Source organism: Noviherbaspirillum pedocola (assembly GCF_016632335.1).
Lineage (GTDB): Bacteria > Pseudomonadota > Gammaproteobacteria > Burkholderiales > Burkholderiaceae_D > Noviherbaspirillum_A > Noviherbaspirillum_A pedocola.
In genome coordinates this window covers 323234-342541 of record NZ_JAEPBG010000002.1, presented here as the reverse complement: position 1 = coordinate 342541, position 19308 = coordinate 323234, and the positions used below count along the sequence as shown (strand labels likewise).

At 55.0% G+C, this 19308-nt stretch carries 14 protein-coding genes; 8 read left to right on the top strand and 6 right to left on the bottom strand.

Annotated elements, in window-relative coordinates; genetic code table 11:
- Window positions 1–12: 12 nt before the first annotated feature.
- The 5 genes from JJB74_RS06755 (at window position 13) to JJB74_RS06735 (ending at window position 7070) form a co-directional block, all read left to right on the top strand.
- Window positions 13–1452, top strand: a complete 1440-nt coding sequence (locus tag JJB74_RS06755; RefSeq protein ID WP_200591053.1) for an oligosaccharide flippase family protein — start codon at window positions 13–15, stop codon at window positions 1450–1452.
- A 332-nt stretch (window positions 1453–1784) separates the two neighbouring features.
- On the top strand, window positions 1785–2876 hold the full coding sequence (locus JJB74_RS06750; RefSeq protein ID WP_200591052.1) for an acyltransferase family protein: 1092 nt from the start codon (window positions 1785–1787) through the stop codon (window positions 2874–2876).
- A 157-nt stretch (window positions 2877–3033) separates the two neighbouring features.
- A complete protein-coding gene (locus JJB74_RS06745; RefSeq protein ID WP_200591051.1) occupies window positions 3034–4218 on the top strand; it encodes a hypothetical protein in 1185 nt (394 codons plus the stop codon).
- Between the two features lie 108 nt (window positions 4219–4326).
- Window positions 4327–5313: a glycosyltransferase family 2 protein gene (locus JJB74_RS06740; protein ID WP_200591050.1), complete on the top strand. Its 987-nt coding sequence runs from the start codon at window positions 4327–4329 to the stop codon at window positions 5311–5313.
- A gap of 548 nt (window positions 5314–5861) precedes the next feature.
- Window positions 5862–7070: an acyltransferase family protein gene (locus JJB74_RS06735; RefSeq protein WP_200591049.1), complete on the top strand. Its 1209-nt coding sequence runs from the start codon at window positions 5862–5864 to the stop codon at window positions 7068–7070.
- Window positions 7071–7518: 448 nt separating this feature from the next.
- Here JJB74_RS06735 and JJB74_RS06730 read toward each other — a convergent pair whose 3' ends face one another.
- From JJB74_RS06730 to JJB74_RS06715, 5 genes are read right to left on the bottom strand one after another with little or no spacing between them, the layout of a single operon-like run.
- Window positions 7519–9822: a glycosyltransferase gene (locus JJB74_RS06730; RefSeq protein ID WP_200591048.1), complete on the bottom strand. Its 2304-nt coding sequence runs from the start codon at window positions 9820–9822 to the stop codon at window positions 7519–7521.
- The gene (locus tag JJB74_RS06725) at window positions 9812–11131 is read right to left on the bottom strand and encodes a putative O-glycosylation ligase, exosortase A system-associated (protein ID WP_200591047.1); all 1320 of its coding nucleotides are present in this window, start codon (window positions 11129–11131) and stop codon (window positions 9812–9814) included. Before JJB74_RS06725 ends, JJB74_RS06730 begins: the two co-directional genes overlap by 11 nt.
- Window positions 11124–11828 (bottom strand): glycosyltransferase, encoded by a 705-nt coding sequence (locus tag JJB74_RS33095; RefSeq protein ID WP_325170101.1) that lies wholly within the window; start codon window positions 11826–11828, stop codon window positions 11124–11126. Before JJB74_RS33095 ends, JJB74_RS06725 begins: the two co-directional genes overlap by 8 nt.
- Complete coding sequence (locus JJB74_RS33090; RefSeq protein WP_234484013.1) at window positions 11829–12281, bottom strand: glycosyltransferase; 453 nt, start codon at window positions 12279–12281, stop codon at window positions 11829–11831.
- Window positions 12278–13456 (bottom strand): glycosyltransferase family 4 protein, encoded by a 1179-nt coding sequence (locus JJB74_RS06715; protein ID WP_200591046.1) that lies wholly within the window; start codon window positions 13454–13456, stop codon window positions 12278–12280. The genes JJB74_RS33090 and JJB74_RS06715 overlap by 4 nt, the downstream gene beginning before the upstream one ends.
- Before the next feature lie 410 nt (window positions 13457–13866).
- On the opposite strand from JJB74_RS06715, the gene JJB74_RS06710 reads away from it, so the two are divergent.
- From JJB74_RS06710 to JJB74_RS06700, 3 genes are read left to right on the top strand one after another with little or no spacing between them, the layout of a single operon-like run.
- Complete coding sequence (locus JJB74_RS06710; RefSeq protein ID WP_200591045.1) at window positions 13867–15231, top strand: UDP-glucose dehydrogenase family protein; 1365 nt, start codon at window positions 13867–13869, stop codon at window positions 15229–15231.
- Between the two features lie 13 nt (window positions 15232–15244).
- The gene (locus JJB74_RS06705; protein WP_200591044.1) at window positions 15245–16237 is read left to right on the top strand and encodes an NAD-dependent epimerase/dehydratase family protein; all 993 of its coding nucleotides are present in this window, start codon (window positions 15245–15247) and stop codon (window positions 16235–16237) included.
- Between the two features lie 4 nt (window positions 16238–16241).
- Window positions 16242–17282 (top strand): bifunctional UDP-4-keto-pentose/UDP-xylose synthase, encoded by a 1041-nt coding sequence (locus JJB74_RS06700; protein ID WP_200591043.1) that lies wholly within the window; start codon window positions 16242–16244, stop codon window positions 17280–17282.
- A 419-nt stretch (window positions 17283–17701) separates the two neighbouring features.
- Here JJB74_RS06700 and JJB74_RS06695 read toward each other — a convergent pair whose 3' ends face one another.
- Complete coding sequence (locus tag JJB74_RS06695) at window positions 17702–19303, bottom strand: hypothetical protein (protein WP_200591042.1); 1602 nt, start codon at window positions 19301–19303, stop codon at window positions 17702–17704.
- Between the last annotated feature and the right edge of the window lie 5 nt (window positions 19304–19308).

Below are 19308 nucleotides of genomic sequence, written 5' to 3'. Positions count from 1 at the left end.
AGCAACAAGCACATGACAAGCCTGCGCCGCTCCCTGGTAATCAATTTCTTTTCTTCATCGGGAGCGACGATTGTCCAATTCATCGTCAGCCTGCTGCTCGCCCGCCTGTTGAGCCCGAGTGAGATCGGCGTGTTCTCGATGACCATCGTGTTCGTCAACATCGCGCATATCTTTCGCGATTTCGGCGTGGCGACGTATGTGCAGCACGAGCCTGAACTGACTCCGGAAAAACTGCGTGCCGCCAATGGCGTTCTGTTCACGTCGTCATGGTTGATTGCGCTGCTTCTTTATATTGCCAGCGGATGGATAGCCTCTTGGTTCAATGAACCGCAGATGGCGCCAGTGATGAAGGTGCTGGCGATCGGCTTCATCTTTATTCCGTTCGGCTCTGTGACCCATGCACTGCTGACACGGGAGTATGCGGCGGGCAAGCAAGCCATCGTGACGGTGGCCGGCACCGGCGCCTACGCGGTCACATGTCTTGGCTTGGCTGGACTTGGGTTCGGCACGATGAGCATGGCGTGGGCGAATCTGGCCAACATCCTGGCATGTGCCATCGCATATGCGCCACTGCGTCCGAAGCATTTGCCTTGGTCGCCTTCATTCAGGAACTGGGGCAAGGTTGTGCATTTCGGGATGGGCACCCTAATGTCCAATTGCGCGGTCGCTGTCAATAACGCGCTGCCGGATATTCTGCTTGGAAAATTGGGAAATGCCAGACTGGTGGGGCTATTTAGCCGGGCGAGTTCGACGGTTTCGATATTTACTTACGTCGCCGGAACCACGGTTAACTATGGATCAATCTCCTATATCTCTCAGGCATATCACCGCGGGGAAGCGGTCGGGCCGCTGTTGAACCGTGCAACAGCATTGCTAACTGGCGTAGGCTGGCCTGCCTTGGCTTTAACGTTCGTGCTAGCTCAAGAGATCATCACGGCCCTATATGGCGCGAAATGGCTTGATGCGGTTCCCGCAGTACCCGCCTTAGCGATTGCTGCGGCCATCTCTATGATCTTTAACTACACCCCGACGGCGCTTACTGCAATAGGAAAACCATACCTTTCCGCGATCTCGATGATCGTTGTACTTATTTCCCGAGTCGCTTTTGGATTTGTTTTGTTCGACGGAAGTATGCAGAAATTTGCATGGGCCATATGTGCAGCAACTGCAGCCGCGCTACCTGTAATGGTGATGCAACATAAAAAATATTTGGGGCACGATTTCATCAGCATGCTGGTGGCCATACTGCCAAGTGCATTGGTCGCTACCGCTTGTGCAGCGTCGGCATGGATGTTGAAAACTATCCTACCTCCGATGCCAGCAATTGCAGCCCTTTCTATAATGGCTCTACCACTTGCACTTACCTGGTACGCGGCTTTGAGAATAACTCGCCATCCTTTAGTAGAAGAAATCCACCATCTACTTAGTGGGCTGCGTGCACGATTTGCTTGAACCTGTGGAAGCAATTTTCTGCATAAGAAGCGATTACTAGCAACTTGAACAGCGTTTGCAAGCACGACGCTGTTGGTGGAAATTATTCTGCCGCCGTGGCCTTTCATCGAAAGAATACATTTGCAAGAACGGGTTATGCTCCTACCTTGCAAATCACAAAATACTATTCCCGCTTAAGATACTCCCAGCGCTAAGCAAAACCACCGCTCCCTCTTCCACCACAAACATCTCTTCCGCGTTGTTATACGCAAAAATTCACTCTAGACTCAAAAATTTTCCTTCAGAATAGTTCCTTAATGTAACATGGAGCCTTAAAAACGAAGGGAAAACGCATGGGAAAGCGTGTTAGCGAGATCGACGGCATACGAGGATGGGCAGCACTTGTAGTCGTTTTATTTCATCTGATTGATGAGCTTTTTGGCGTTTTGGCTCCGACAATTCGCGGCGCATCTGCTCATGTCTTGATTAACGGCGGCCTTGCCGTTTCAGTTTTTTTTGTGCTTTCGGGAGACGCGCTTTCGTTAGCGTACATGAGAAAAAAAAATATAAACACATTAGACACGCTTCTAATAAAGAGATATTTCCGACTGACAGTACCAATCCTACTTTCATGCATGTGCACTTATCTTCTTATGAAGGTAGGATTAACATTTAACATCGAAGCCGCAAAAATTATCCATCGAGAAGACTGGCTTGGGGCTTTCATTGCGTTCAGCCCAACGTTACCTTCTGTATTAAGATATTCAATCTACACCGTTTACGATGGCGGAAATCTAAAGAACTCCTACAATCCATTCCTATGGACAATGACAATAGAGTTGCTGGGCTCTATGCTGATCATTTTGTACTTATACGTATCAGAACGATTAACGCACCCAAAATTCGTCATATACGGACTCATATTTTTCCTTATAGCAGCCAAATCCTACTACTCGTTATTTTTTGCTGGGCTATTGTTATCCCAATACCGCGAAGAGGGAATACTTCAGCGCTTTCAGTCATGCTTCATATGGAAAATTTCGTCAATCCTCATTTTATTAAGTTGCGTGTTTATACTCGCCGTTGGTCTTGAAACAAGCTTTTATTATCTTGACCTGAGAATGCCAGTAGCAATAGCGCTCGTCTTCTGCGCATACACATCACGCGCCGCTACAGCGTTTTTCTCTTCCAAATTTTCCAGATTTTTAGGAACCCTATCTTTCCCGCTATATCTGGTGCACTTCAGTATTATTATTTCACTAACCTCGTATCTCATAGTTGAGACAGCAAAACTCGGTACGTTGAGGTCAGAGCACATGATATATATCGTTAGCATTTCAACATTAGCCAGCTTCATAGCAGCGATCATCTTCCGACATTTGGAAGCAGCTGGTTTGATGCTAGTTGATTTAATTCCGAAATTCGCGCTTAAAAATTCGAACTGATCGTCGAAACCATGAACCCGTTACAGCAACGAGCACATCATGACCTTGAAACAGATTAACTTTTAGCTTCGACAACTCGCACAAGAATTTAGTAAGACTCGCTGCTCAAACAATAGCAGCTGCCATCTATTCGAGAAAATACAAATAAGAAAGAAAAATGAAAAAAATTTTGATCATAGAGCCAACATTGGCAAATACCATCCATTTTCCCTTCAACTGCGGGATAGTACAGACCATTGCTCAAGCATTCCCCTCCGCGGAAATAATTTTTCTTGGAGAGCGCCAACAAGGCGAGATGATTTTAGCCGAATTACAAAATGATTTACTCGACCGGATACGCGTCATTACTTGGAAAGTATATAAAGACCGCGACACTTTACCGACAAATATTATAAAAAGGGCATTTTATCTTATTCAAAGCGCATTCTTTGATCTTATGAATGCAGACATGATTGTATTTGCATCCGCATCGGGTCCGTGCATATCTGCGCTTAGAGCGCTTCCTCGCCGCAAGTCTCAGAAGCTCCAAATATTCATGCATGGTGACTATAACGAACTCCTAGGATGGCGCTCTAAAAACCCGTTCCGCAAATTTGCAGACTTATACTCGTCCTTAAAAAAAGCAAGCGCAGCAGGCGCTCAAATAATGGTGCTCGAGGAGCATATTCAATCGAAGACATGCCAGGATCTACCAGAATTTCTCGATTCCTTTCATTACTTTCCACATCCACGGGTTCAGCGGGAAATACTTCAGTCTAGAAAGTATCTAAGCAACCCAATAAATATCGGGTTGGCAGGTGGCGCATCGGTTGACAAGGGGATAAGCCAGCTTCTTGAGCTTTCCAAAATAATTAGCCTCACTGATAATCGAAATAGATTTAGGTTTCATGCAATTGGAGCAGAACATCCTAGTAGCAAGACAGAAAACTTTTCTCGATTTGAAACAAAGCCTGCCAACCAACAGATTGAGCGAAGCGAGTTCCTAAACCTTCTTGATAGGATGCATTTTTTATTTTTCTGGCCTACGGGTACGTACTATGACAATGCATCTAGCGGCGCTCTACATGACGCAATCAATAGGAAGATTCCAATCATCGCGTCATCCAGAGTAATAAAAATGTTCCCAGAAGTCGCAGCTTTCTCCATCACGGCTGACTGCCCTTCCCAAATTGCTGAAACCCTATACAAGCTTACTCCTGAGGAGTACCAAAATCTCCAACTTTCGATTTTCGAATATGAAAAAAGATATAATTTGAATGAATTAGCTCAAAGATATCGGACGATCACTAGCAATTCATTAAAGAGTAGCAACCTAGAAATAAAACCCACGCAGCAGGTATAACAGATGGCGTTTTTCCTTCTAGCTATATGCCGGAGGTCAAGCGCATCAAGATCCAATAACTCACAAGTTCAATAACTATAATCTTTAGATTCTCCAAAGGGAGTGAGAATGAAGACCAGGCCCAATAAAAGTATAGGTGACGGAATACCTAGTAAAAATCATCAACGGGTTTTATGCATCGTATTAAGCTTTAATGGATACGACGACACTGCAGAATGCTTGAGGAGCCTAGAACATAATAGGCCAGAAGAAATGGACATTCTTGTGGTAGACAACGCATCCGCTAAAGGGACGACAGAACAGCTAAGACTTAATTTTCCCAAAATAGAACTCGTTGCACTTGATGAGAATTTAGGATGGGCAGGAGGAAATAATGTTGGAATTCGCATTGGCTTAAGCCGCGGCTACGATTGGATTTGTCTACTCAATAATGACATCGTATTCCCAGAATTAATGGCGAAGAATTGGTTCGCGGCTTTGACCTCCCTAGCACCGTGTTTAGTACACCCTAGCATTTATTATTGGGATGAACCAATGGTACCTCAACTCCATCCTGGAGTTGATGGGGGTACATACGCGTTTGGTGCTGTTGACGGCGGAGTTAGTCGTTTTGTAATGGATTACGCATACGGCGCCTGCCTTGGCATACATCGCACCATATTCGAATCTGTCGGTCTTTTAGATGAAAGGTTTTTCCTGCAGCTAGAAGAAACGGATTTCCATACCAGAAGCAAACAATTCGGCTTTCAATCAGTCTGTGAGTCTGGAGTAAAAATTTTCCATAAGGAATCCAGAGCGTTCGGTGGGCGTCGCACACCGATGAAGACTTACTATGCCACACGTAATACATTGCTTTTAATTGGAAAAAAGCAAGGCGGATCAGCCACATTACTGAGAGGACTGAAGTCTCTTTATTGGACCACCTCCAACATAGCGCGTAGTGTGAGCAATCAAGAGATTACCCGTCTCGGTTTTCTGCGATGGCTAATCTCATCTGACCTGAATGCTAAAGCAGTTCGCTTCGGCGTGAGGGACTTTTTGCTTTGCCGATTTGGAAGAGCCTCGAATGAAGTAGCTGATCAACTGAAATTATAATTATCAAATGGTGCTAATAAAACTCCATATGACGTTCTGGCTGATTTAACCAATCGAGCGGGCGACCTTTCGAGCGGCCTCACTTCGCCGCCCCGTATTACGGGTGATCCAGTATCTTGCTCGCTCCAGCAAAATAGTTCATAAGCATCAGACACTGTTAATGAAATTTGACATGCGCACCCCGGAAAACTGGCGTAGGAATCGTTACGATACCACTCCGATCAAGGCTTTATTGCGGATGCTGAAGAACAGGTTAATGCAGCACTGGCGTTAAGCGACATAGGAGCAGGCCCGGCAAGAAATCGTGAGGGCAACGACCCAGGCACCAATCGTAGGCAGTAGCACGCACGCATTAGGGATCTACCAAGGGAGCCATTCGAAATTGTCTGTTGATAGCTGCGACGCTCCAACAAAGGTGAAAGTAATGAATCCGAACCGATATGGTGTTGCTTCCACTAACGCGGCGAACGATCCTAGTAATTTGAATTTAAGAAAATGTTGATTTATATATATGTTATGTTCGAAAAAATTTTTTATTTAGGAGCAATATGCTGAGCGATCCAGCTTCACCGATCTTTGCTATTGTAGCGATAGTGGTAGCGTTTTTTTATGCCGCTCTTCTAGCACGGTTGTTTCCTGCTCATATCCAAGCGGCACGCATCTCTACTCTCGATGGACTTCGTGGATTTCTGGTAATTTCAGTATTTCTACATCACGCTTGCATTTGGTTTTTCTACATTAAAACCAGTAAATGGCAATTGCCGCCGTCATACTTCTATGGAAATCTTGGGCAGATAAGTGTCTCGCTGTTTTTCATGATTACAGCATTCCTGTTTTTCTCAAAACTATTGAGGGCTACAGAAGAGCCGATCGACTGGGGGCGCTTCTACATCTCGCGCTTCATGCGCCTTGGACCAATTTATTTCTTGATGCTCCTAACAGTGTGTTGCATCGTGATGTACAAGACCGATTTTTTGCTTCACGATGCACCGGCAAATATTTTGAGAAGTTTGATAAAGTGGATTCCCTTCGGGATATTAGGACTGCCTGACATAAACGGGCATCGTTCTACTGCAATTATTGTCGCCCACGTTATCTGGTCGTTGCCTTATGAATTAATTTTTTATGCAGCCCTTCCTTTAATTGGATTTTTCGTCGGGACAAAGCGTCAGGTACTGCCTTTCCTGCTCAGCATTTGCGCATGTACCTTCATTGTGGAGCAAATGCACTATCCAAGTCTGCTGCAATTGTCTATTTTCTTAGGCGGGATTGTGGCTGCCTATTGTGCGCGCTACTCGGGGCTACGCGCCTTCTGTTCAGGTAGGTTCGCGGGGTGCGTCGCGCTACTTTGCTTGGGGCTTGTATTTTTCATGCCGCCCACTGATTACGGTTGGAAATCAGTTTTGCTTCTGAGTGTCGTCTTCATCATCATAGCGTGCGGCAATTCGCTTTTTGGTGTGCTTCTACATCGCGGAATTAGACTTGTCGGCGACATGGGATATAGCGTTTATTTGCTGCACGGGATTATTCTCTTTGTGACCTTTGACGGCTATGTCCGCACTGGGGTCAGCCAAGCGATTAATGGCTTAATGTTCTGGGCTGTTGTGTGCGCCCTGATCTTCCCGTTAATCACTATCTGTTACATCACATTTCGCTTCATCGAGTTGCCTGCGATGGGCGCTTCACTGCCGTTGCATGCCCGAATCTTGCGATTACTGCGGCGACCAGCGTCTGTCGCCCCAGCCACGCAAGGATAGATTAACGAACATAGCGCACTTTTCGAACTGAGGTCATGTGTACCTACATAGCAGGAACCAGCTTCGCGTATCCGAGCAGCGATGTGCTCAACAGCTTGGTTAAGGGTTACGTCGAGTGCAGCGTGGTTTAATGTCTTAGCTTGCTTTTCGCATTCTGGCTTTGGGCTTAGTCCAACAGCTTTTGATGGGCGAGTATCGCTGAAAGTAAAACAAGCGGCGATCTTGGCTATGAGCAAGTCGTTTTGGACATTCAGCCGACGCTGCACTTAGTAGCAGGCTTTCACATCGCACAACTACAGACAGCCGTTACGCCTATTAGTTTTCCTCTGCTGTGCTCGCTCGCTCACTGATTTGCTATCGCGTTATTCGACAGATTTTTTGAGTGCGCTTAAAAGACTTTTTTGGTGGTAGCAATGCGATAAATACAAAAATTTTCGTTCACACCGATTTAATCCCGCAACAATCTTCCGCACGTTGCCAAAAATCTAGCGGCTACACTTTTCGTACTACTGCTGATCGCCAACGCCATTCCGGCTTTGCCGATTTGTGCAGCGAAAGCTTCATCGCCGAGCAATCGCTGCACAGCTTGACCAATTTCCTGAGTGTTGTTGCCATCAACGAGAAGGCCGGATTCGCCATCCAATACAGCCTCTACTACGCCACCAGCATGCCCGCCGATTACAGGCTTACCACACGCATTCGCTTCGCGAAACACCAAACCAAACCCTTCGGTATCCCCATCCGGCATGGTCCGATTCGGCATGAGGAAGATGTCGCAAAGGCGGAAGTACTTCACCAGGTCTTCTTCCGAAACTTTTCCTACAAGCGTGACCTTGTCGGTGACCTGCTCTTCGCCAATGATTCGCTTAAGTTCATCCCGTAATTCGCCATCGCCCACGATCAGGTAATGAACGTCGTTGCGCATCTTCAGCAGCGGTGCCATTGCCCGTATTGCCATATCCGCCCCCTTGCGCGGCACGAGGCGGCCAAGGGTAAGCACGACTTTCTTACCTTCCAATCCATACCTGCGAATAAGCTCCGGGTCTTTCTCGCCCGGGGTGAACCTGTCGATATCGACGCCGTTCTGGATCAGTTCAATCTTCTCCGAATGCAATGCCATCCCCTGGGTTAACGCATCACAAGTGAAGGAACTAACCGCAACCACCTTGTCCGCATGATGCAGGTACTCGCGTCGCTTATTTCCGGAAAGCCGTCCACCAGTAGCGGTCGTAATTTCCTCTCCATGTATATAGATCACCAGCTTGCAGCCAAAAAGGCGTTTCAGCGCAATCCCCAGCCAGCTGCCGGTAACGAGCTCGCCAACGCAGATCACATTGATGCGGTGCTTGCGAACGATGCTCGCTGCCGCAATCAGCGTGCTTGCATAGAGCGGGATGTCACGCACCGCGAAGCGCCACAACGAAACGAGGATATTGGCCGGCGGGGGTTGCATCAGAGGCCGCAGCAGCGGAATCCGTTCGACAGGATATGGCGCTGCGCGATCATGCTCTTGCCATCCCTCGATTTCCCGATTGGTGAGATAGCTCTTGCGTGCGGTGAGAACCCGAATACTCCCCTCAGGCATATGCCGACACAGGTTGTCGTAGACAACAGCCGATCCGCCATGCAGCGGAGCGAATGTGCTGGCGATCATCAGGCAACGAACCGGAGTTTGTGTCTGCAACTCTGAAATGACCGGAACCGAGCGCACATGCTTTTCTGCCGCAACGAGATTACGCGCCAGTTGCAGCGCCATTCTTTCTTCGCTCTCGCCCCAAGGAGTGAAGCGCGGAAGCTGGAAAATATCCGAGCTGCTTTTGGCGGCGCCGCCGCTGGTTGCCACGGCCGCACGGTATCCGCATGCCTTCACCATCGCCACATGGCGACCCTCGTAATCCTTCACTGGCCGCCCGTTCGGATAGGCGAAGGAATGGACCTTGCCACCAATGATGCTCTCGAGCTCTTCCTTGCATCCGCCGATCTCTTGCAGCGCTTCATCGTCGCTGCATTCGTTAAGAATCGGGTGGCTGATGGTATGCCCGCCTATCTCGAAGCCCTGGTTGTGCAATTCGCGCACTGCGTCGCGCCCAAAACCGACAGGCCATACCGGGAGGGATATCGCCTGCGCCTCGAGCATCTCTATGGCTGCCATGCGCTCGGAAAGCGGAGCGTACTTCAGGCGTTCCTGCAGCTCGGCGATCAGTTTGATGCGTCGTTGCTGCGATCTCAGATCACTATAGTTTCCGAATCCATACGGAAGGCGCGAGCCGGTGTCAGGGAGTGCGCGTACGGCAGCAATGATGCGTTCATGCCAGAGTGCGGGGCCTTCCAGCTGTCCGGTCGTGATGAAGAAGGTCGCAGGCAGATTCCTCTTGCGCAGCGCCGGACCGACGGTATGCAGCCAATCGTCATAACCATCATCGAAGGTGATGGCGATGGACCGGCGCGGCAACGTGCCTTTTCCAAGCGCGCCAACGGCTTCGGACAGCGGCAGCACATTGGCATTCCCCGACAGGAAATCCAGCGTGCGTTCGAACTGGGCCAAGATCGGCTCGTCCGGCGTGAGTGGATCGGCGATACGCGGAATCTTGTGAAACAGCAAGATGGTCAGCCGCGCGCTGGGACCGTGCGACGAAAACAGCGAAAAAAGGCCATTCGCGAAGTCGGCACCCAGTCCGCGCGGTGCGCCCTGATGCGACGCGCCCCGCAGTAGCGGACTCGTAATTGAGTCGGCACGCTCATCAAGACGCATGCATCCCTCCCTTGGCGAACGCCGGCACTCCCGGCTCGACCTCACGTTGCTGTGCACCCTGCCCCAGCTTCAACGCGGCGAGTTGTGGGGCGACGACCTTGCGCGTGATGACGAGCGCGGCGATCACATAGTAAAAGTAATCGTAATAAGCTAGCGAAAGAAAAGCCCCGCCAACCAGATAGCCAATCATGCTCACCTGGCACATCGCCGCGAGATCACTGGCCCACTTGAGCTCCGACACCTTGCGCACCGAACGAATGATGCTCGATGCCATCAGCCACGAAGAGATGATGAGTGACACGAAGATCGCGAGGCCGATATAGCCATGCTCGCCCAGCACCTGGAAGTAAATGCTGTGCGCCACGTGGAAGTCCAGCGGGTTCGGTGCATAGAGGCGGAACATCCACGGATTGAAGACCAGGAAGCCGCCGCCAAGCACATGGCTCTTGGCGACCGCCATCGCGAAGTACCAGGCGTTGAAACGTCCCAGGGCCGAGCCGTCGGTCTGATAGCTGTCGATGGTCGACATGCGCGTGAACCATTGCTCCGGCATGGCCAGCATCACCACTGGCACCATCAAGGCCAGCACGACGCCGGTGCCAACCTTGTTCCGGCTTTTCAGCCATAGGAACATCATCATGGCCACGCCTGCTAGCAGCGCGCCGCGGGAATAGGAGCCGGCGGCGGAAATCGCGGTGAGGATGGCCAGCGCGGTAAGTCCCAGGCGCATCCAATGCTTATGCACCTGCGTACGCAGAAACCAGATGATCGGTATGGTCATGACGAAGGCCAGTGCCAGCGAATTGTTCTCGGCGATGTAGCTGCCATCGGGTCCAAGCACTCGATAGCTGCCGCCCGAAGCCAGCGTGAACAGACCGCCCTTCAAACCAAAGAAGCCGAGTGAAAGCCCCAGGATCCAGACCATGAGCTTCAGATCCTTTTCAGTGTTCACCACGAGCATCGTGATCACCACCATGAACAGCGTCTTGATTACCCGATTCCACTCCATCCACACAATCGTTGGGCTGAGAGCGAAGAAAGAGGTAAACGTCATCCAAGCGGCAAACACCAACAGCAGCACCGTGACGGCCGAAGCCGGGAATTTCCTCGGCTCCTTCGACTTGAACACCGAAATCAGCGTAATCCCCGCCACCATCGCCGCAAACGGAAAATCATGCGCCGGCCCATAAGCCAATCGATGCGGATTCATGATGCTGATCCACATGAACACCAGCGCCCCGATCGCCGGTCGCTTGAGCATCATTGGCACCAGGCCAAAGATGATGCCGAAGATGACTACGTCACGCATGCCTGGGTATCCTCTTGAACAATTGAACGACCCGGATCGCGTTCTCGCGCCAGGTCAGCTTTTTCTCGGTGATGGTGTTGCGGGCGCTTTCGCCCATGTGCTTGCGCAGCGCCGCGTCGGCGCTCAGTCTGCCGATGGCCTTGGCCATGCCGTCTGCGGCAACTGGGTCGAACAATACCGCATTCTCGCCATCGCTGAGGATTTCCATCAGGTTCGGTTGCGCCGGGCCAATGATGGCTTTACCCAGGGCAAGATACTCGAACAGTTTCAATGGCGATGCATAGGACACCACCGCCGGCTGCAATGCGATGTCAAACGCGGCCACGTATTTCGCCACATCCGCCCTGCCGATCACGCCGGTGAAGCTGACGCGATGACGGATGTTCAGCGCATCGGCCTGCGCTTCAAGCGCGGCGCGGGCCGGGCCATCGCCAACGACCAGCAGATGGCGCGATGACTCCGGCGGGTCCTGGGCGATCATGTCGATGACCTTGTCCAGACCATGCCAGTCGCGCACGAAGCCGGTGAAGCCAAGCACCAGCCTGTCCTGCAATCCCAGCGCCGCCTTGGCCTGCGCATGCTCGGGAGCGCGCTCGAACTGTTCCCAGTTGATGCCATTCGGAATGACGACGATGCGATCGCGCGGCACGCCGTAGTCGGCGACGATGTCCGCAAGCACGCCCGTCACCGGCAGCACTCAATCGGCATTGCGCCATGCATAGGCCTGCGACCAGCGCGCCAGGCCCTTGAGCGCCAAGCCGTCGTAGCGGGCGCGTTCCTCGAAGATGGGCGCATTGACTTCCAGCAGCATCGGCAGGCCGAAGCGGCGCTTGATCCAGATGCCGGCCGGCAGGAACAGGTTGTAGCGTTCGTACAGGCAGTCCGGCTGATGCTTCTTCACCGCTGCTGCAAGCTGACGGTACGCCACGAAGCTGTAAGCCAGCTCCATCAATTCATAGATGAACTTCGGTATATGACGCTTGAGCCAGGCCACCATGCCGGCGTCGGAGCCAAAGTCCTCGCTCTCGCTGCCCGGCGGCGCGACGATGATGACCTCGTGCCCCAGGTCGCGCAGCGCATGGATCATTTCTTCAATGTGCACATACTGGCCGTCCTTGGACCGGGTGCGATGGTGATACAGAATCTTCATGCCCGACCTTGTCCCAGGATGTTGCGAAAGAGCGTGAGCTGTCCCTGGGTCGTGTCGTCCCAGCTGAAACGTTCGGCATAGCGGCGCGTGGCTTCATGCGATGGATAAGCCGCCTGCAACTGACGCACCGCGTCGGCCACGCCGCGCGGGGTGCGCTCGGCCATCAGCACGCCGGCCTCCGGAGCAGCAACCACTTCCGGCGTGCCCCAGACATTGCTTGCCACCACCGGCGTGCCGCAGGCCATCGACTCCAGCAGCACATTGGCCCAGCCTTCGCGGCTCGAAGCCAGTACCAGCGCATCCGCGCCGCCGTACCAGTTGCGCAGTTCGGATTGCGGCAGCGGGCCGAGAAAGCGCACCCGGTCGGCCACCTTCAATTCCTGCGCCAGGTCTTCCAGCTTCTTGCGGTCCGGGCCGCTGCCGGCGATGAACAGGCGCGCATCGGGCAGCTGCCGCATCGCGGCGATCACCAGTTCATGTCCCTTGCGCGGCTCGAGATGTCCGACCGACATCAGCGTGAAGCCTTCCATGCCGCGCTCGGCGCGCAGCGCCTGCCTGTCTCCGGGCTGGAACAGCTGCAGGTCCACGCCGTTGCGCAGCGGCGTGATGCGGTCCGGCGCAATGCCCAGACCAACCATTTCGTCCTTCAGCGCATTGCACACGGTGATCATGCCGGCCGCATGCTCGGCGGCCCAGCGGATCATGCGCCGCGGCAGCGCGTATTGCGGCACCAGGTTGATGTCCGTGCCGCGCGCGGTAATGACGACGGGCTTGTTGAAATAGCGGCCCAGCATGACCGCGGCCACGCCGTCGGGGTAGAAGTAATGCGCATCGATGGCATCGAAATCGTAGCCTTCATCGATCACGCGCCCGATCACGGGCTTCATCGCCTTTGCCAGCAACAGCGGCGCGGCGCTCATGCCGACCTTCGGTATGACCGGATAGCGCGGATGCGTCACATCGATGCCGTGGCGCACTTCGGACTGCGGCACGCTGGCAAGCGTGCCATAAACACCAAAGCGCTCATGCTTGAACGGAAACCAGGGGACCGGCGCCACCACGCGCGATTGCACCTGCCTGCTCGCCAGCAGATAGCGCAGCCGCGTCTCGACGAAAATGCCGTGGTTGGGTCGCTGCGCGTTGGGAAACAGCGTACTGAAGGTTAGTAATTTCATGCACTCGTTGTCTTTGTCTCTGCCGTAGCCTGGCTGCCAGCGTGCCGGGCGATGTTCATGGCAGCTTGTCCAGCTCAGCGGCGACATGTTGCAACATGTCGAATTGTTATGTCATGCGCAATCGCAACATGCCGTGATTTGCCGCCCGCTGCCGATTTTCTTGCGCCGAATCAATAAGGAATCTCGCTCCGCTGCATCATAATTCAATATTATCAATATTTATATACGGAAATTATTTTGTTGATGCGCGGAAGCACGACATGGTAAAACCGTATTTTTGAGCGATTATCGCCCGTTTCGTCTGACAGCCGCATCGTTTTCACCGACATCGGCCGTTATACTCGCGGGTTTTGATGGTCCCCGGTCCCAGCGACCGCTTTCCGAATTCCCTTAGTCTTCTCAAGCGCCCTATGAAAATTACGATGATCGGCACCGGATATGTAGGACTGGTTTCCGGCGCCTGCTTTGCCGACGTGGGCAATACCGTGCTCTGCCTGGACGTCGACTCCCGCAAGATCGACATGCTCAATGCCGGCGAAATCCCGATTCATGAACCCGGTCTCGATACGCTGGTGGCGCGCAACGCCGCTGCCGGCCGCCTGCTGTTCACCACCGATTACAACCGCGCGGTGGCGCATGCCGACATCATCTTCCTCGCGGTCGGCACGCCGCCGGACGAAGACGGCAGCGCGGACCTGCGCCACATCCTGGCTGCCGCGCGCAGCATCGGCGAGCGCATGGAAAAGCAGCTGGTCGTGGTCGACAAGTCGACCGTTCCGGTCGGCACCGCCGATTCGGTGCGCGACACCATCGCCGCCGAACTGAAAAAGCGCGGCAAGAACGTGCCGTTCGCTGTAGTCAGCAATCCGGAATTCCTGAAGGAAGGCGCGGCCATCGAAGACTTCATGCGGCCGGACCGCATCGTCGTCGGCAGCGATGACGCGCATGCGACCAAGATGATGCGCCAGCTGTACGCGCCCTTCGGCCGCAACCACGAAAAGCTCATCGAAATGGATGTGCGCAGCGCCGAGCTGACCAAGTACGCCGCCAATGCGATGCTCGCCACCCGCATCAGCTTCATGAACGAGCTGGCCAATCTGGCCGAGGTGCTGGGCGCGGACATCGAGTCGGTGCGCATGGGCATAGGCTCGGATCCGCGCATCGGACCGCATTTCCTGTATGCCGGTATGGGCTACGGCGGCTCGTGCTTCCCCAAGGATGTGAAGGCGCTGCTGAAGACCTCGCGCGACCATAAGCAGAGCCTGAAGCTGCTGGAAGCGATCGAGAACGTCAACGAAGCGCAGAAGAACATCCTGTTCGGCAAGATTTCACGCCACTTCGGCGGCGACGCTGCGCTGCGCGGCAAGACCGTCGCGCTGTGGGGCCTGTCCTTCAAGCCCAATACCGATGACATGCGCGAAGCGCCGAGCCTGGTGCTGATATCGCAACTGCTCGCCGCCGGCTGCAAGGTGCGCGCCTATGATCCGGTGGCCAGCAACGAAGCGCGGCGCCAGCTGATCGGCAGCCTCGGCGAAGAAGCCTTTGCGCGCGATGTCACGCTGTGCGACTCGGCCTGGGATGCGGTAGAAGACGCGGACGCCCTGGCCCTGGTCACCGAATGGAAGGAATTCCGTTCTCCGGACTTCGAGCGCCTTGCCGGCGCGCTGCGCGGCCGCGCCATTTTCGACGGACGCAATCTGTACGATCCGGCGCTGGTGATGGAAGCGGGCCTGACCTATCACGGCATCGGTCGTCCCGGCCACAATCGCGAATAAGCGGGGTACCGGCATGAACAAGCCCATTCTGGTCACCGGCGCCGCCGGTTTCGTCGGCAGTTTCGTCGCGGCCCGCCTGGCCGACATGGGCCATGCCGTCATCGGCTGCGACAACTTCAACGACTACTATCCGGTACAGCTGAAGCATGACCGCGTCGCCGCGCTGCTCGAGCCGCGCGGCATCCGCTGCGTGACGATGGATATCGCCGACGCCGGCCAGGTCGCCGCGCTGTTCGAGGAGTTTCAGCCGAAGCTGGTGGTGCATCTCGCGGCGCAGGCCGGCGTGCGTTATTCGCTGCAGAATCCGGCGGCATATATCCAGTCCAACCTGGTCGGCTTCGGCAATATCCTCGAAGCCTGCCGCAGGCATCGCACCGAGCACCTGCTGTATGCGAGCAGCAGCAGCGTGTATGGCGCCAACGTCAAGGTGCCCTTCGCCGAGTCGGACCGCACCGACGAGCCGGTGTCGCTGTATGCGGCAACGAAAAAGTCGAATGAGCTGATGGCGTATTCGTACAGCCATCTGTACGGCCTGCCGATGACGGGGCTGCGCTTCTTCACCGTCTATGGTCCCTGGGGCCGGCCGGACATGGCCTACTTCAGCTTCACGAAGAAAATTCTCGCCGGCGAGGCTATCCCGGTATTCGCCGGCGGCGAGCTGGAACGCGACTTCACCTACATCGACGACATCGTCGAAGGCGTGGTACGGCTGCTGTTCAAGCCGCAGGCGGCGCAGGAAGGCAAGCCACCGCATGCGGTCTTCAATATCGGCAACCACCAGCCCATCAAGGTGAAGGATTTCATTGCGACGCTGGAAGACGTGCTGGACCGCAAGGCCAGCATCGACTGGCAGCCGATGCAACCCGGCGACGTGCCGGCAACCTACGCCGACACCGACCGTTTGCGCGACTGGGTCGGCTTTGCGCCGTCCACGCCACTGGCGAAAGGATTGGCGGCGTTCCGTGATTGGTATAATTCGCGGTCGCATAACCCTCCCCTTCGCTAGTCACATGAAAAAAGTCCTGATCCTCGGGGTGAACGGCTTCATCGGCCATCACCTGTCCAAGCGCATCCTTGAAACCACCAACTGGGAAGTCTATGGCATGGACATGCAGAACGACCGTCTGGCCGATCTGCTGTCTCATCCGCGCATGCACTTCTTCGAAGGCGACATCACCATCAACAAGGAATGGGTCGAATACCACGTGCGCAAGTGCGACGTGATCCTGCCGCTGGTGGCCATCGCCACGCCGTCGACCTATGTGAAGGAGCCGCTGCGCGTCTTCGAACTCGACTTCGAAGCCAACCTGCCCATCGTGCGCGCCGCGGTGAAGTACAAGAAGCACCTGGTGTTCCCGTCGACCTCCGAGGTGTACGGCATGTGCGCCGACGGCGAGTTCGACCCCGAGAATTCCAACCTGGTCTACGGCCCGATCCACAAGCAGCGCTGGATCTATGCCTGCTCGAAGCAATTGATGGACCGCGTGATCTACGGCTACGGCATGGAAGGCCTGAACTTCACGCTGTTCCGCCCGTTCAACTGGATCGGCTCCGGCCTGGATTCGATCTTCACGCCGAAGGAAGGCTCCTCGCGCGTGGTGACCCAGTTCCTGGGCCATATCGTGCGCGGCGAAAACATCCAGCTCGTCGATGGCGGCGCGCAGAAGCGCGCGTTCACCTACGTCGATGACGGCGTCGACGCGCTGGTGCGCATCATCGACAACAAGGATGGCGCCGCTACGGGCAAGATCTTCAACATCGGCAACCCGGTCAACAATTACTCGATCCGCGAGCTGGCCACGATGATGCTGGAACTGGCTGCCGAGTATCCGGAATACCGCGACTCCGCCAAGCGGGTGCAGCTGGTGGAAACCACGTCGGCCGGCTATTACGGCAAGGGTTACCAGGACGTGCAGAACCGCGTGCCGAAGATCGAGAACACGATGAACGATCTCGGCTGGAAGCCGCAATACCTGATGAAGGATGCGCTGCGCCAGATCCTGGACGCGTACAAGGACAAGATCACCGAGGCGGCAAGCCTGAACGACTGATCAATGTCATCGGGCTGCAACATGCGATAGCCTATGAAGCCGGGGGCGGGAATGCGAAATTCCCGCCCCTTGTCATTTGCGGCACGCATTTGCGTAGGTTGGGCTGACAGGCCCAACAAGAACATCCGCGGACATACGAGGTTCCGTTGGGCTTGTCAGTCAAGCCTTTCAAGGTCGCAGTTGCGGGTTCGTAGGTTGGGCTGACGAAGGAAGCCCAACGGGAGTTCGGAAGGAAGCCCAACGGGAGTTCGTATGGGATCGAGCTTTCGTTGGGCTTGGCAGCCCAACCTACGCGAATTCCAACATGCTCGCGGCCTGCGGGTGTTCTTGTTGGGCTGTCAGCCCAACCTACGCGCTATCTCGGTGTCATCGGGCTGCGCCCGCCTCGGCTTTCCTGCCACACATCCGGAGCACGGCGCCTACTGCCCCGCCTTTCCCTCGAACGATGCCACCTGCGGCGCGCCGCCGGCCGCTGCGCCTTCGCGCACGCAGGGATTCTCGTACACCACCCAGGCCCCGGCGCTGATGACCTGCTGCGGCATGCAGGGCGCGCCCGCAAACAGTTTCTCCACACTCGCATGCGGGCCGCGCACGAAGAAATAGCGGTAATGCTCGCCCTGGTGCTGTTTCCAATTGAACTGGTCCGGCGACCATTCGAAGCCGATGTGCACCGGCGGCTGGCGACTCGGCTTGTACCGCACGATCTGCGGCGTGAACCAGGCGAAATTGAAATCGGTCAGGCCATGCTTTTCCGCCTGGTACCACAGCGGGTAATGCACATAGACGATGTTGTTGCGCAGCGTAGTGCTGGAAGTGTCGAACACCAGGCCGAGCGTGCGTGCCTTCGCATCGAGCTGGCGCACTGCGGCATCGAAGTCGTGGGTCTCTGCGCGGAAGCGCCAGGCATTCAGGGACACCATGCCGAGCGTCGCCACGCAGCAGAGTATCAACACGCCCTGCCCCACGCGTGCGCGCGCCGCACCGAACGCGGATAAGGCCGCATCCGACGCCTTTGGCGCCGCGCACAGCCAGGCAAACAGCGGCAGCAGGTACAGGGAAAAACGCTCATACAGCAGCGAGGTATTGCTCGCCGTGCTGGGACCGAGAAAGAAGATGCCGGCCACGCAGGCAAAAGGCACCCAGCTCGCCAGATTGCGCCAGCGCGGACGCAGCCCCATCAGCAAGGGCGCGAGGAACATCAGCGCGCCCAGCACCATGTAGCGATTCGGCGAACCGCTTACATGGTCGAAGGCGAAATTGAACATCAGTCCGTTGAGCAGGCGCGCCAGCGGATCGGGCCCCCAATAGTCCGCTACGCCGTTGCTGCTGATGACGGCCGCATCCATGTGCCGGCCGAGGATGAAATAACCCACCGCTCCCAGGGCAAGCAGCGCGAAAGGCAGCACCTGCGCGACGGGGATGCGACGCGCCCGCAGGCTGCGCAACGCCAGCAACCCAAAGCCCGCCGCCCAGCCAAGCACGAACGCCAGTCCATGCGATACCAGCAGCGCCAGGCCACAGAGCACGGTCCATACACCGCGGCGCAGGCCGGGCTTTTCCGCGTAGCGGTCTGCGAGATAGATGAATAGCAGGCAAATCGGCGCGGCCAGCAGGAAGGTGTAGAGACCCCAGTTGTAGCTGAAACCAAAGAAGCCGGGAATGAAAAGCCAGTCGATGCGCTCGTCCGCGCCGACACGTTGGCGCATCTTCACGCCGATGAACACGAAGCCGAGATAGGCGATCGACAGCAGCAGCTTCATGCTTGCTGCGATCGGCATGATGAAGGACAGCGGCAGCGCCAGGCCATAGCCGAGCAGATAAGGCGTGCTCAGATTGATCAGGAAGTTGTCCGACCATGGCGAGCTGCGCAGCACGAAGTCGTGCAGCAACGCAATCTGTCCCGCATGTTGCGGCAAATCCACCATGGGCGGATGCGGTGCAATCCAGAAGATCAGCGCGCCCCAGGCGACGAAAAGCGTGAACAGCAGCCGCGGGCGCGATTGCCCCAAGTCCACGCTCATGTTGT